Origin of the sequence: Kitasatospora sp. NPDC048194 (assembly GCF_043202455.1) — a bacterium.
Classification (GTDB): Bacteria; Actinomycetota; Actinomycetes; order Streptomycetales; family Streptomycetaceae; genus Kitasatospora.
Genome location: NZ_JBIDAK010000025.1, coordinates 26,734 through 41,013, shown reverse-complemented (window position 1 = coordinate 41,013; position 14,280 = coordinate 26,734). Strand labels below are relative to the sequence as shown.

The 14,280-nt window shown below is 61.0% G+C and carries 12 protein-coding genes and 1 tRNA gene; 1 reads left to right on the top strand and 12 read right to left on the bottom strand.

Features of this window, described 5'->3' with window-relative positions; translation table 11 throughout:
* Nucleotides 1–16: 16 nt before the first annotated feature.
* From ACGF07_RS26120 to ACGF07_RS26075, 10 genes are all read right to left on the bottom strand, one after another.
* Nucleotides 17–871: a helix-turn-helix domain-containing protein gene (locus tag ACGF07_RS26120; RefSeq protein WP_392902541.1), complete on the bottom strand. Its 855-nt coding sequence runs from the start codon at nucleotides 869–871 to the stop codon at nucleotides 17–19.
* Nucleotides 872–879: 8 nt separating this feature from the next.
* Nucleotides 880–1,401 (bottom strand): DUF6879 family protein, encoded by a 522-nt coding sequence (locus tag ACGF07_RS26115; RefSeq protein ID WP_392902539.1) that lies wholly within the window; start codon nucleotides 1,399–1,401, stop codon nucleotides 880–882.
* A complete protein-coding gene (locus ACGF07_RS26110) occupies nucleotides 1,376–1,603 on the bottom strand; it encodes a hypothetical protein (protein ID WP_392902537.1) in 228 nt (75 codons plus the stop codon). The genes ACGF07_RS26115 and ACGF07_RS26110 overlap by 26 nt, the downstream gene beginning before the upstream one ends.
* Nucleotides 1,604–4,369: 2,766 nt before the next feature.
* On the bottom strand, nucleotides 4,370–5,872 hold the full coding sequence (locus tag ACGF07_RS26105) for a type IV secretory system conjugative DNA transfer family protein (RefSeq protein ID WP_392902535.1): 1,503 nt from the start codon (nucleotides 5,870–5,872) through the stop codon (nucleotides 4,370–4,372).
* 12 nt (nucleotides 5,873–5,884) lie between these two features.
* Entirely contained in the window at nucleotides 5,885–6,820 is a 936-nt protein-coding gene (locus tag ACGF07_RS26100; RefSeq protein WP_392902533.1) for a replication-relaxation family protein, read from the bottom strand.
* A gap of 69 nt (nucleotides 6,821–6,889) precedes the next feature.
* Nucleotides 6,890–9,334: a helicase HerA domain-containing protein gene (locus ACGF07_RS26095; RefSeq protein ID WP_392902531.1), complete on the bottom strand. Its 2,445-nt coding sequence runs from the start codon at nucleotides 9,332–9,334 to the stop codon at nucleotides 6,890–6,892.
* A gap of 51 nt (nucleotides 9,335–9,385) precedes the next feature.
* A complete protein-coding gene (locus tag ACGF07_RS26090; RefSeq protein WP_392902529.1) occupies nucleotides 9,386–9,937 on the bottom strand; it encodes a hypothetical protein in 552 nt (183 codons plus the stop codon).
* Between the two features lie 116 nt (nucleotides 9,938–10,053).
* Complete coding sequence (locus tag ACGF07_RS26085) at nucleotides 10,054–11,022, bottom strand: single-stranded DNA-binding protein (protein ID WP_392902527.1); 969 nt, start codon at nucleotides 11,020–11,022, stop codon at nucleotides 10,054–10,056.
* A gap of 180 nt (nucleotides 11,023–11,202) precedes the next feature.
* Nucleotides 11,203–11,811, bottom strand: coding sequence for a hypothetical protein (locus ACGF07_RS26080; RefSeq protein ID WP_392902525.1), 609 nt, complete (start codon nucleotides 11,809–11,811; stop codon nucleotides 11,203–11,205).
* Between the two features lie 274 nt (nucleotides 11,812–12,085).
* Nucleotides 12,086–12,565, bottom strand: coding sequence for a hypothetical protein (locus tag ACGF07_RS26075; RefSeq protein WP_392902522.1), 480 nt, complete (start codon nucleotides 12,563–12,565; stop codon nucleotides 12,086–12,088).
* 315 nt (nucleotides 12,566–12,880) lie between these two features.
* Between ACGF07_RS26075 and ACGF07_RS26070 the strand changes: the two genes are divergently transcribed.
* Nucleotides 12,881–12,979, top strand: a tRNA-OTHER gene (locus tag ACGF07_RS26070).
* A gap of 321 nt (nucleotides 12,980–13,300) precedes the next feature.
* Here ACGF07_RS26070 and ACGF07_RS26065 read toward each other — a convergent pair.
* Complete coding sequence (locus ACGF07_RS26065; protein ID WP_392902520.1) at nucleotides 13,301–13,666, bottom strand: hypothetical protein; 366 nt, start codon at nucleotides 13,664–13,666, stop codon at nucleotides 13,301–13,303.
* Nucleotides 13,667–14,065: 399 nt separating this feature from the next.
* Complete coding sequence (locus ACGF07_RS26060; RefSeq protein ID WP_392902517.1) at nucleotides 14,066–14,227, bottom strand: hypothetical protein; 162 nt, start codon at nucleotides 14,225–14,227, stop codon at nucleotides 14,066–14,068.
* Between the last annotated feature and the right edge of the window lie 53 nt (nucleotides 14,228–14,280).

Sequence of the window (14,280 nt, the reverse complement as noted above, 5' to 3'; positions counted from 1 at the left end):
GATACTTGCGGGCCGTTCACTCCAAGGCGTTGATTGCCTGCGTGATGAGCAGACGCGCCGGGGCGCCGTAGACCGCTTGCTGCGCAAGCAGGGCAAACGTCTGCTCGTACATGCGGATCTCATGGGGCTGCGTGATGGTCAGGTGCGCTGAGACCAGCTCGACGCTTGCCTGTACGTCGTCGAAAATGAAGAAGCCTTCGACAGGCCGCAGTTGGGAGCGGTCCGCGTCCTGGGGGATGATGCCCAGGCTCACCGAGGGCAGGGCGCCGGCCCAGAGGAGGTGCCCGAGCTGGCCGACCATGGTGGACACACTTCCTAGCCGGTAGCGAAGCACGCTCTCCTCAAGCAGGACGGCGAAGCGGTGGTTGCCCTCCTGGAGGACGGTCTGCTTCTCAAGGCGTACCTGGACGGCCTCCTCGACATCATCGGGCAGGTTACGCCGGCTGCGTGCTGCCTCAAGCAGCGAGCGGATGTAGTCGGCGGTCTGCAAGGGCCCGGGAATGAGCCAGGAGGAGTAGATCCGGAAGCGCTCTGTCCGCTCCCAGAGGGGAAGCACTGACTCCTGGACGCGTTTGAGCCCGGAGCGCTCCAAGCGACGCCATTCGACGTACATGCCCTCGATGCCCCGGGCAACAGCGATGAGATCCTCGGCCTGCTCGGGAACACCACAGTGGGTTGCCCAGGTCCGAAGATCCGCATCAGTTGGTGTCGCGGTGCCGTGTTCAAGCCGCGAGCACTTGGATTCGTGCCAGCCAGCAAGGTGAGCCAGCGCCCGGCCGGTTAGTCCGGCATCCTTACGGATCTCACGCAGGCGCTGTCCCAGAGACTGCTTGGCCTTCTCGACGCTGGATGAAGGGGAGGTGGGTGCCACGAGCCAGATCAGTTCAGCTTGTACTGGTCGTGGGGCGTGGCACGCTCCCAAACGGCCTCAAACGCCGTAGCGCAGAGGGAGATTACGCCGGGATCGTCGATGACTTCCCGGTCCGTGACATCACCGTCTCCTGAGAAGTGGATGACGAGCAGGGTCTTGCCGTCCAGGAGCCAGAAGTCGTTGCCGGGCAACGCCAGATCGGTGGCGAGCCGACGAGGAAGCCACCGAACCTCCTCGCCGGCCGCGACATTGGTGAAGGTGATGTCGTACTCGAAGCGGATGTACTCCGACGCGGGCTCGGAGACGATCCGCGCCCTACGGACAACCACACCGCGGTCAACGGTCTCTCGGATCAGCTCCAGCCACGGACGCCACCAGGACGCGCGGTCCTCGGGGTCATCACGGTGGCCGGCCTGCCAGGCGATGAACATGGGGTCGTCCCGCATGTACCCGTCGCGCATCTCAAGATGCAGGGCTGACTCCTGGCACTGGGCGAGGAGCTCCTTAAGCGTGGGCGTCTGGCCCACCATTCACCTCCGGGAAGAACTGCATCATGCGCCTGGGGAACTCGACAACGTCCTCGTGCCCCGGCAGGTTGAGCTGTGAGCGGCGCTCCTGGTCCGGGACCTTCCAGCCCTGGATCAGGTAGTTGTCCGTCTCGTCGTCGTAGTACAGGGTCGGGGAGTCACCGTCGGGGCTGTTGGGGTCCTTGCCAAGCATGTGCAACGCCATGATGGGCCCTCCTGCGTGGGGTGGACGATCAGTGTGTCCGATCTTGCAGCATGCAACGGCCCGACCACTATGCGTTTGCGGAAGTTTGCGCGAGGAAGGTGGCACAGGCCGGCAGGCTGATCCCCTGGAAGGTTTGGCCGGTGTCCTGGAGCGGTTGGGGAGCGGGGAGGCCGTACGCTCGCCGGCACATCGGGGCAGCTGCCGCCTGCCCCTTGAAGCCCTGATGAGGGCTCCCCGCTTCGGGGGTCCCAGCCGATCGAGGTGGGTAAAGCTTCCAGGCCACTCTCAATGGCCTTCCAAGGCAAGCCAATCCTTATCTGCTATCCCATCAGAAAAATCGGTGATGGAATCGCTTGGCGTCCGGCGTGACCCGGGTCACACTCGACAGTCCACGACCCAACCAGCTCGGAGGAGAACCCTCGGGCAGAGGGAAAGGGGAAGGCCATGCCAGTCACACCAGGCGCCTATGGCGGTGGATCCAGCGGCGGTGATCCGTCAGTCTTCGGCTCCGGCCGTTACTCGTCCAGCTACAACCGCTGGGAGCGGCCGGTCGAAGTGGAACCGGAAGAGCCGGCGGACGAACAGCAAGACTCAAACGATCCGACGTCGCCGGTGCAGGGGGCACCTTGGGACGGAAACCTCCTGCCTCCGGGTGCAACTGGAGGAGTCATTCATCTGCTTCCGGATGGGTGGCAGCACATCACTGTCTACAACGGAGACGCCCAGGCGCACGTTTCGTATGACCGAAGCGGTGAGGATATCAAGGGTGTGCATGGGACGATCCATCCTGACCCGGATACAGGGCCAGGAGGAATAAACATCATAATCCTTCCTGGTGCACCAGAGAAGTAGGTGTGGAGTGAAGAGAGACCCACTGTGGGTCTCTCTTCTATGTGTAGAAAAGAGGGGCGGGTGGGACTAGCACCCACCATGCTCCACATCCTGACGGCTCGTTTTACCTGTAAGGGTTCCGGACTTACCAAGGATTCCGGCCGATTACCCGCAAGCTTTCATACATCGGACGATCAACTCCGATGTGGCGGCGATCTAACGCCGCTTCGCCCCCATGTAATTATAGCAACTTAGTGCAACCATAGGTTTGTTGCGAGAGCCGCCATGGGGAGGGTGGCTCTCTTTTTGGTATAATACGTCGGCCTATGCAAAAGCCGTTTCGCGTCTACATTCCATGCAAGATTGAAACAGTAGGACAGCCTGGAGACGTTGTCCTGAGCGGAGGGGAAGATACCTTCGCATACGACATTAAGCCGGAGGAATTGCAAGGCTTGCGGCTTGAGGCACAGGAGGCCGGACGTAGCCTTGACGATGTCGTCTTTAGCGCCTTCATGCGATGGGCGAGGAAGCTCTCATACGTACAGGACGCACTGGCTAACATCCAGGCAAGCGAGCCGGAGTATGAGCGGGTCGAAGCAAGGATCACCAGGATTGGTGACATCATCTGGCAACACGTTAACTAGCCGCTGAAAGACCGAAAAGCAAGAAAAAGGGGGTCGTATGTGGATGTGAACGGCTTGGTAGCCAAGGTGCCGTAATAGAGCACATCGTTTCACATTCATAGACCCCCAATTATTTTCAAAGCCCCACGCGGCTGGTTGACCTTAAGGTCGTAGCAGACAGCATGCCCGCGCCAGTCAGATGAGACTGAGTTGTTTGTTCTTTAGTTGGTATCTGATTGTTGAGTCAAAGAGTTAAGGTGAGGTATCTCCGAGCGGCACAAACCGCACCAAGCGCATTCAAGTACTGCCTTGATGCTTCCTGAGCGGCTTCGCGAGAATTATCGCGCTGCTTTCGAGCTTCGTTGAGTTGCCTTGTGGCTTCTCTGAGCTGCTTATCGGCTTCCCTGTACTGCCTTGCGGCTTCGTTACGCCGTCTATTGGATACACGAAAATGCCATTCGGCCTCTTCGTACTTTTCCTCCACCTCGTAACGCTGCCTAGTGACCTTACGATAGTGCCGCTTAAGCGCTGCTACTTCCGCGGGAGTCATGTCGGTTCACCTCCTCTCGGTGCGAGATGGATGCGTTAGGTTGGGCGAGCCCTCAGCGGGACTCGAAGTCCTGCCGCGAAAGCTACCTTGTTCAAGGAAGCCGCTTAAGAAGGACACAGAGTCTAACCCAGGCGACTCCTGCGCCAAGGCCCAAGAGGGATCCCAGGGATACCAAAAAAAATTTCTGCCACCAGAAACTCCTTGCTTAACTAGATACCTTTTCAAAGAACTGGAGAATTAATTCTCCGCTCTGCTTATACCAAAAACTACAGGATAAAGCAAGAGGCAAAATGGGATGGCAACGAAAAGCCCCCGGCGACAGAAGGGCCGGAGGCTGAAAAAGGGAAGGGGAAACTACTACAGGATCACATGTCGCTGGTGGATGGGTAGTTGGGCACGGTGGGGTGGTGCAGAACTTTTATTCTGCGACATGGGGTGTAACTGCTGGCGAGGGCTATGGGTTCGTTTTCTTCCTTATGGCGCATGATGTTCCGGCCTGCCCACCGCGTCAAGGACAAGCCCCTTCGGGGGCCTCCGGCTCCTTGACCCGCCGGCCAACCTGGAAAAGCCGCCAATTAAGGAAGGAAAAGGGAACGATAGGTCGGGGGAGAGATGTCTACCCGTTGAAATCCGCTCTGAGCTCGGCCACTTCGTGCTTGAGTGCTTCCTGCCCCTCCAAAATCGGAGCTAGCAGTTTGGTGAGCTGATTTAATTGATCATCGGTGAACATATCCTACTTATAGCAAATATCGCCCCTCGAAATCAATCCCCGAACCTTTTTCTGTCTGCCTTTACCAGGGGTCTGGGAAACACCGTTCTGGGTGTGGTGAACTCCTGGACCTCTTCGTGCATGCGCCGGCGGGAGATGGGTGGTGGGCTGCTGATGGTGCCTGCTTCGGGAGCGGGGTGGAAGAGCCGGGTGAGGTAGTCGTCCTCGACTGCGGTGACCTCCGCAGGGTTGACGTCCAGATGGGGAAGGGTCGGGGTCCTGACCTTCTGCACTGTGTCGTCGGGGAGACGGACGTAGGCCTGGCCGGTGTGGAGTTGTTGGACCCATTGGACCTGGCGCTCCCACTGCTCCTGGAGGGGTCGGTAGGCAGGGTGGGTGCGCTCCTCAGCGGCCTCGTCCGAAACGGTGTGCTTGACCTCGTCGGGATCCACGGTGCCGAACATGCGGGCTGAGTACTCGGCATCGGGTCGGCCGGCCTTGAGGATGACCTCCAAGCCGACGTTCTGGAGCGCTCCCTTGAGGCGGTCTGAGGCTTGGCTCCAGTTCTGGTGCGCCATGACACAGAACAGGCTGTACTTCCGTGTCTCCGAGAGCATCCTGGTAAGGGATTCTTCCGACTGGGCCATGAACTGGGAGAACTCGTCCAGGAACAGGTGGTGGGACACCCGTGGGCGGGTGATACCCATGCTCGCCCTGCTCAGTGCTGCCGCTTCCATGCCCACGGTGAGCAGACACCCGAACAGCCGGCGGACATCAGGGGAGGGGAGAGCCAGGTTGATGATGAGGCTTTGACCCTCGTCCAGGATCCGGCGGAAGTCCAGGGCGTTGTCCTGGTGGCCCAGGGCGAAGCGGAGCACCGGGGAGAGGGTCAGCAGATCTGCCCGGTTGAGGGTCGACTCCTTCATCAGCGGTGCGTCCCGTCCCCACTGATCCACACGCAGGCGGAAGAACCGCACCACCTGGGGATCGGTGACCCGGGCAAGGACGGTGGTCCGCAGCACGGGGTCGACCAGGAGGTCTGAGAGCTTCGTCAGGGGCAGGCCTGCCTGGCGCAGAGCAATCACGGAGTGCTTGAGGATGTTCTCGAACGTTGGTGCACCATGGGCGAGTTCGGGCCAGGCCCTCCGTGCTGCCTCGGCGATGTGCTCGGCCATGGCGTGGTCGTCGTAGGGCTGGGCGAGGACGTTGAACGGGAGGAATCGTCCTACCGACGCGGCACGGGGGATGTCTAGATACAGCAGCCGTGACCGCTGCGCAGGAGTCCGAAGAGCACCCTCGGCAACCAGGTGGGTGAGCACCAGGCGCGCCAGGTCCCCGTGGGGATCGATGAGGGTCGCCGGCATCCCGGCACGATGCAGCGCGAGGAACATGGAGGCGAGGAAGCAGCTCTTGCCCGAGCCGGTTTTGCCCAGGACATGCGTGTGTACCCGGGCTTGCTCCGGGGTGAGCGAGAGCGTCCGGGGGAAGACGTAGTGGCTGCGATATGTCCCAAGGAGAATGCGAGGATGGCTGTGCGACCAGCCGAACACGCCCATGGGGAAGGGGAGTTAGGAGACCTGCCCCTCCTCCGGCAGGTCGAGCAGGGCAACGGGTGTGGCACTGCCGGCGGGGAACCAGACCTCGCTAAAGAAGAAGGTCGCAACCGGAGCTTCGACGGGCGAGACCTCGGTGAAGAGGAACACGTCGCACAGCTCGCGATAGCCGATCCGGGCAAGTTCCTGGGCCGTCCAGGCGGCAAGTTGCTTCCGCCGGGAGGTATGCGGCACAACGGTCGCCACTGTCAGGTTCTGCGCTTGCATGTCTGAGCGGTACGAGCCGATGGCCCAGGCCGTGAGGGCGGAGATCTTCCGGCGCCAGTACTTCTGCTGCTCGGTCCCGCGGTCCAGCTCCAAGGCAACGCACACTGACTCATCGAGAACCAGGACCTCAAACCAGGCATCGGGAATCACGGCTGTCCTGGGGGCGTCCGGATAACCCGCCGGCTGCACGTGGACTGCCCGTCGTTTGAGCTGGCGCTCGGTGAACAAGCGGGGGATGGAGACGTCCGGGTGGTCCCGGGCGAGGACATCAGCGGCGATGAGGACATCGACCGCGGCAAGCGTGTGTTCCATGAACGGGTTGTCCTGGGCCTTCTCCCGCTCCTCTCCCGGGCGGAAGTACGGACTCGCCAGGGCAACGCCCTGTGTCTCAAGGTGCTTGCGGCCCCGGTCGGCCAGGGTGAAGACATGGGGTGCTGAACCCACCCGGGGCTGGGGCAGCTCGCGAAGCCGGAGGAGGTAGCCCTCGTCTGCCAGACGACGGAGCCGGCGCTGCATGTACCGGTTGTCATCATGTGCGTTGGGGTAGAGCAGCCGGCCGAGCTGGGCAGCGGTCACGTATTGGAAGCGGTTCACGCTGCGCAGAATCGCGCCGTCGGCGTCACCGAGGCGGTCACGGGTCACTCGTGGTGGTTGGTGCTCCATGGCAGGTATGGCGTACTCCATGCAGCCACTTTGGCAGACAGGCGTGAGAATTCTTACCGACAAGCGGTATGCGTCGTGTAAGAGAACGGGCTACTCGATCTCCCGCTTTACCTCCAACATCTGCCGTGCTTGATCGGCGACCTTGGGCTCAATGGTGAACGCTTCGAACGGGTTCTGCACACCGAGGCGCTTAAGTACAGACATCACCATCCGCGGGGCCACGCCCAGCTCCTGCGCCAGGTCGGAAACTCGGATGTTCTGAGGCTCTGGCTGGGGTGCCTTCTTGGGCGGCGAGCGGCGCCCAATGAGGGGCGGCTTCGGTGTCCTCCTGCCAATGAGGCCGGGCTTGGACTGTTCCTGCACCCGGGTTGGGGAATTCGAGGCGCTACGACGAGGTGGGTCTGGATTGTCTTGCGAGCGCGGAGGGGCTGGGGGAAGGGTGCGTTCGCGACGCTGCCGGATTTCTCGTTCTACCTGCTCCCGCGGCGTGCCGAACCACTCCTTGCACTTCTCCAAGCGGTACTCGAAGGCAGGACTCGGCGTGTGATCCGGCATTCCGGGAATCCGATTGCGGAAGTAGGCAATGCTCCCCTCCTGCGGCTCTGCTTCCGGAAGGATGACCTTGGCGGTAACGGGAGTCTTCACCCCTGAGCGCAACTTGAGGTATGCCTCGCCCTTCGCCAGTTTGAAGAGGTTGTTTGCCAGTGTATCGCGGGCATCTTTGACGCTCTGCTCAGGCGTCCTCTCATATCTGACCCGGATCCGCGGCTTGGTCTGCCCGGAAGGCACCATTATTGGGTCGGCAGCGAGGTTCTCACAGAGCACATAGAGGTAGTGGATATACCTAGCGGCTTCCTCCATGTAGCTGCGTGCGCGGGCCTCAAGATCCTTTTGGTAGCCCGGTCTCTTTGATAGATCTTCGTACCTTGTCGAGCGGTGGGCAAGATCATCGTTGTGCACTGCCTCAACGAACGTCTTGTGAGTAGATCGAGGCACAAAGCTGGGATTGAATGGCATCCGCTTATAGCGGTCCTCCTGTAACGGTGGTAGCTCGATGATCGGCCGTGCCTGGCGGAGCAGGTTCCACTGCAATGGGAGCTGTAAGACGTAGGCTTGGGTAAGCGCGCGGTACTCCTTCTCGGCAACATATGGCCAGTAGCCAGCAGCAGGATGACGAGACATTGCCCCCTCGTTGAGGATTTTTGCCGCAGCATCGAAAAACGATGGGGTGTCTGGTTTGACCCTCCCTTCCATCACATCGACCAGTAGTCGGTTGATGAGCGCTTGCTGGTCACCTATCTGTCGACGGGTAGTCTCAGTGGAACCACCTGGCGCAGGCTGCAATACTTCACGAGCAGCTGAGCGGACAATTGGTGAACGATGACCGCCGCGTGGAGAGGTTAGGTGACTCACAGGATCCTGGCATATCGCTAGTTCCGGCTCGGTCCCATCTGTCTCCGTAATCCGCTCAAGCTGCGCCGGCCGAGGCTTCACCTCCACTGACTTAGCGAACTGCTCAGCATCTTCCGCAACTGGGTGAAAGCAGATAACGGCACCCGCCTGGAATTCGAGCTTGTCGTTATCTGTTCCCTGCACGTCAGCCATTGTTTGATGGGCAACTGTTAGGCCTACATTGAACTTGCGCGCCTCACTGAAGAACCGGGCCGTGGTGTTTGTGGCAAAGCGGCCGTACTCGTCAAGGTAGATGTGCAAGCGGGTATGCAGTGCCTCCTGTTTGTTGATGCGCTCAAACACCATCTGCGAGAGAGCGCAGACAAGCAGGCTTCCGAGGAGGCGGCTCTGCGCCTCCGAGCCTGATCCACCGATAGGCAGACTTACAAGGAGGGCAAAGCCAGGAATGTTCAGAACCTCATCTAGTGGAGCAGTGGTGCGAGACTGGCCGACAATGCACCGGATGGTGCGCGAAGCCAGCAGTGGCTGGAGCCGGGAAAAGAGAGGTTGCAGCCTGCTGTCAAGATCTCGGGTAGAAAGGGCTTGGAGTAGTTTCCATGAAGCACGGTCCATCGGCTCGGTAACTCGGGCGATGAGCTGTTCGCGTATCGCAGCATCGGTGAGCAAGTCAAGTGCCTCAACTAGCGTGCAGTCCGAAGCTAGGAGCGTACGGAACAGCAAGCGGAGATCGTGCTCAAGTTGGGGTTGCCAAGCACGCTCTTCCTGGAAGACGCGCTTGAAGACAAGCAGGGCCTCCTCAGCCCGCTTGTCCAAATGAGCTGGCTCATCCAGTTCCAGGAGGTTGAGGCCGAAGGGTCGGTCGGGCCAGACCGCTAGCTGGTATAGGTGCGCCTCGGGCGACGCCCGGTCCAAGATGCCGCGGGTGATGTCACCGTGCGCGTCGATGACGATGCATGAGGTCTCGGTAGCGAGGTCATGAAGTACAAGCCGCTGGAGCAGAGTGCTCTTGCCGGTGCCGGTGGCACCGAGGATGACTGTGTGCTCGTCGCGCGCGCTGTCAGGGAGGTACACGGGCTGGCCAGCCTCGTCCACGCCGAGCAAGAAGTCCGGAGCGCGAGCCATGACGCCTCCACACGCAAAGCAGTGGGGCGGAAGCCTGGTGGTGTCTCCAGCCTAGCGCTGGGGCTCGTGCGTGGCGCCCGGGGTGTCAGTAGGCTTCTCGTACACCAGCTGGATATAGGTACCCGGCTCCATCCGTTCATATCCCTCACCAGTGCGGGCCCTTAGATACCCTGATTCAATTCCGTGGTATGGAAGGATAAGGGGTGACATGGCTTCCTGCATTCCAGCGGCAGCAGCTTGCATGCGTAAAGCAGCTAATTGCCCGGCTTCCTCAGAAGCGATGATGCCGGCCTCATATGAGACAAGCGGTGTCTGCGTGCCATCCGGATTTGGGCGCAATACTTCCTGCCGAGCCCTGAAGCCAAGCTGTTTCGCTAAGGCCTCAAACCGCTCCTGCGGTGGCTTCTCATCCCATTCTCGCTGCTCTGCCTCGGCAAAGGCCAACTCCTCGTCCCTCTGTCTTTCGAGCTGGACAAGCTTCCTGCTTTCGGTGCTCGAAAGGCCTGTCTTGACGAGCGCATCAACTATGCGATCCTCATTGGTCCTCGGCTGGGAATCGGCGCTCCCCTCTTCTGGTTTTGGTTGCTCTCCTCCTTCTGGCATATATTTCTATATTGCATAATCGGCCACATTCCGTCAATACGCAAAAAGACTCCCCTCTCGGAGAGCCCTTACTGCGCACGGAAGATTACGAGGCTGGTTGTTATGGTGAAACGAGCCTATCGCCGTTTGATGGCGACTGAGTATATCTCCTGTGCCACTTTGTCTGAACCGTCTCGTCCTTTATAGTCCCGCTCGTGGAGGTAGCCGACGACGTCGACTTCCCGCCCCTTCACCAGCTCGCCGGCCTCGACCCGCTTGCGAAGCGCCGCAGCGCGTTCCCCGAAGGCGAGGACGTCCCGCCAAGTGGTGGTGCCATCGTCGTTGTGCAGGGCCAGGGGGAACTTGGCAACGAGCTTGCCGCCCGCGGTCTCACGGATGGTGGGGTTTCTCCCGAGCCGGCCGGTGAGCTTGACGCGCTCTCGTTCCTCCTCGGTCTTCTCTCGGGATGCTGTCGCCTTGCTCTCGGCGGCCTGGTCGTGCTGACGGACACGACGGGCTGTTGCCAGGGGGTCTTCCTCGGAAGCCGACGTCGTCGGGATAGGAGCAGCACCACCATGGGGGTGTGCCTCAACCATCTGAACCAACACCTCATCGGTGGGGCGCACTGGTCTCTTGGGTGGTTTGGCGAACTGGGTGCGGGCGGGCTTCTGCGTGGCCGGCTCCACGACCGCTTCGTCGCGCGTGATGATCTCCTCGGTGTCCTCCAGGTCCTGCGGCAGGCCGGCGACGGGGGTCGGGCCCGCGTCGACCTGATAGCCCATGGTGATCGCGCCGTCAGGGTGGAGGGCAACGGTTGAGTGTTCGTGGTTCTCGTCCTTCTGGAGAAAGACTATGCCTTCGTCAGGCTCGATTGCAGGAAGCGACCCACCGAACAGCTCAATCCGGGCACCCTTGGTGGTGATCCGAGAAACCCCCGACTCAGGAAAGGTGTCCAGGCTCAGAAACGTCTTGTCGGCGTTGCCGCGCACCTGAAAGTGCTGGCCATCGCCGTAGGCGGGATCCACGATCGGTGAGACATCTGCCCCGAGGGCCTGTGCTATCGCCCGGTCGTTGATCTTTGGTATTTGCTGTTCCCGTTCTGACATATGAGGACGGATTATACGAAGCGGCAGCAACAAAGGCTGTAAGAAAGATTACAAAGATTGGCGGGTGATCTTCTTGACGAAAACAACAGTCTGGGCTGCGTAATCATGGCTTGGATGCCTCAGACTGTGGGCGGGCGCAGTAGACTCCGTTTCGGCGCGCGGGCGCTCGAAGTCTCGACATTAAGCCGCAGTCGCCTTGACATATCTGTTATAGATCTCCAAGAACTTCATCCCTCTGGGGGTGACCTCTAGGTACTCCTTGAGGTCGAAATGATCGCCACTCCCTGCATGGTCGGCGGTGATGGCATCCAAGCCGCCGGCTTTCTTGGGTGTAAGGTAACCCAGATCATAGAGCTGCGTGAGTTCTTTCATCATTGAGTCACGATGCTGAACACGATATGGCCCGTCCTTTGCGAGGTTGCGCAGATGCATTTCCTCGTACTGTTTAACGAGAGCCATCATGATCAGTTCGAGCATCTCAAGGTCTTCCTTAATGCCCTCCTGGCCGGAGGCAAGTTTATTCTGCTTGAGGCCGATCTCCCGTTGTGCTTTTTCTACATTTTCAAGCCCAAATTCAAGGCCGTGGCGAGTGGCTGAAAACTTTGTAAAAATGTATGAATTGGCAAGGCCGGTGGCAATGACAACGGCAACAATGATCACAATAAGATCTAGCGCACTCAAGTGGTTCTGCTGACCGATCAAACCCGCAGCTAGCGCGACGAAGTAAACGATCAGCAAGATAAGTACTGCGCCAGCCAGAAGCTGCCAAAAGTGTTTCCACTTACCCACTGGCAATTGTCCATGTGACGCTGCATGCATGGGGGCTCACCTGTCTCCCCAGAAATCTGACACGGGTCCTGAAAGCCCGCTTGTGAGGAGCCCTTTACATTCAGTCTCCCACTTAAGCAACATCAGCACTACGGGGGAAGCTCCAGTCCGGGCGATCTGCCCCCTTGTGATCATCGGCGGGGATTAGGCTGATCTAGGGGCGCGGGTGCTGCCCAAGACTCGACCCCTTGCCTGGCTCCCGCGCCTCACCGAGGTCGTCTGCCCCGTTCACGAGTCAGGTGTCGCGGCGGAACAGTCGCTGCATGTCGGCCGCGGTGAGGGCGTCCAGCTCGACACGTGCTTCCTCGGACCCTGCGGCAGCACCCTTGGCAAGCCAGTGCTGGGCGTCCCCGAGGTGGCCATGCTCCTTGTAGGAGCGTCCCAGGCAGTAGCAGGCGGTACCCGCGAGGAGATCTGTGGAGTTGGCGACGACTTCCCAGAGCTTTCGCGCGTCGTCCTCCTGGCCCCGGGCACTGAGCAGGCCACCCAGGTTGATGATGGCGACCGGATCACCCGCACGCGCCGCCATGGTGTACCAGTGCTCGGCTTCGTCCTGGCGGTCTTGATCGTCAAGCATGTCGGCGAGGCTCAGTGCGGCCGGCGTGTAGCCTGCTTCGGCTGCCTTGCGGTAGTACTTCTCAGCTTCGGCAAGCTGGCCATCTTCCTCCAGCTGTTCGGCTTGCTCGTAGAAGGCTTCGATCTTCGCCTGTCGCATGGCCGGACCTCCCGAAACGAGGACCCTCTTCCAGACCATGCGCCATGCAGCCGAGTGTCAAGCGGTGGCCCCCGCACCTCACCGAGATCGCCTGTGGGGGCATGAAGATCCACTAGGCAGGCGCTTCGCGCCTTACTGGGAGAAGATCCATCGGCTGGGCACCGTTCGTCCTGGGGCTTCTGGTGACCTCACGGGCATGCCGTAGAGAGAGGGTTTGTCCCCTATATATAGAGACGCATCCCGCACGTGACTCCCTGGCCGTGTCACACCCGTGTCACGGACCCCCTTTGCCTCGCCGGAGCCTATGGCGCTGACCTGGGCGTTTGTGAACTGGATGGACGGAGTGGACACCAAACCCCTTGATTTCGGCCGCTGGGGGTCAAGGGGTCGCAGGTTCAAATCCTGTCGTCCCGACTGGGGTTCGCCCCATTGTCGCAGGTCAGAGGCCGTTTTCTCGTTCGCGAGAAAGCGGCCTTCGGCGTACTCCGGGGCTTGCCTCTCACATTCGTCTCACGGTTTCACGGTTCGACACCGGGGGTGAAGGCCGCTTGGCGTCGTGAACCGGTGACTATCTGCGTCGTTCCTACCTTTATGTCTGCTCTGACGGTCACAACTATGGTTTCGATGGTTGCTTGCCGTGATCGCAGGCTTGGTCTGACGGGTTCGCACTTGACGCTTTCTGGCACCGATCAAGTGCGCACCGACAGGGCCTGTCGCCAGGGAGCTGACGAAGAATTACTTACTGTTCTTGGCGGGTTCGTCGGGGATCAAGGTGTGGCCTGCGATGGCGGCGAGTAGGTCGGCCGTGGTCACGGTGATCGCGCTGCGGGGGATGGGATGGCCGAGGGCGTCGAGGATTCGGTTCGCTTCGTGGACTGCCTCGGTGATCCGTGCCCGGGAGGTGCCGAGAAGGGCTGCGAGCGGAGGGTTGTGGATCTTCCAGGGGGCCTTGAGCACGCCGACCAGCGAGCGGTCGGAAGCGGACAGATAGCAGCTGCCGAGGCCCGGCCCGGTCTTCCTGCCCGGGATCGTGATCGGCGGATGGTCGGTGAGGTACCGGCGATAGCACTGCTGCAGTTCGCTCCACGCCGGGGCTTCCATGCCGGTCAGGCTGGGGTGGTGCAGCCGGGCCGACGCCTTGTCCCCGGCGGTGAAGCGGCCGAACTCTGCTGAGGCGGTGAGTTGTTCGTGGGGAAGTGGCTCGGGGCGCAGGGTGTAGTTTCAGGCGCCGTGCCATTCGTGGGCGTCCAGGGCAGGAGCCACAGAACATGGCTGATCGTTGGCGCCGGTTGGTGACGCGGCGGCTGGCCAGGATGGGTCGGTAGCGGTTGTGCTGTCGGAGCGCCCAGAACCACTGACGGTGGGCAACGACCGCTGGTTCGCCGCGGACGGTGCTGTGGGATGGCAGCTCGCCGCCCTGGAACCGTTTCTGCACCTGGGCCCTGCTACGCGTCGAAAGCCGCCGCCCATGTCGGGCTGGCGGCTTCGGAGCAGTGGTGACTACTGGTCGTCGTCGCGGTCGGAGTCGCCGGCCGGGACGAAGAGCAGGTCGCCGAGCCGGGTGATGTCGTCGGGGTTCTTGAGACCGGCGGGTGCGGCGGCGAACAGCGTCAGGTGCACCGAGGGAAGCGCGGCCGAGGCGTCGGCGGAGGCGGTGTGCATGGTGACGGCCGAAGTGCGGTGGTGGCGGCGGGCTGGGCAGGGGTCCGGGGCAG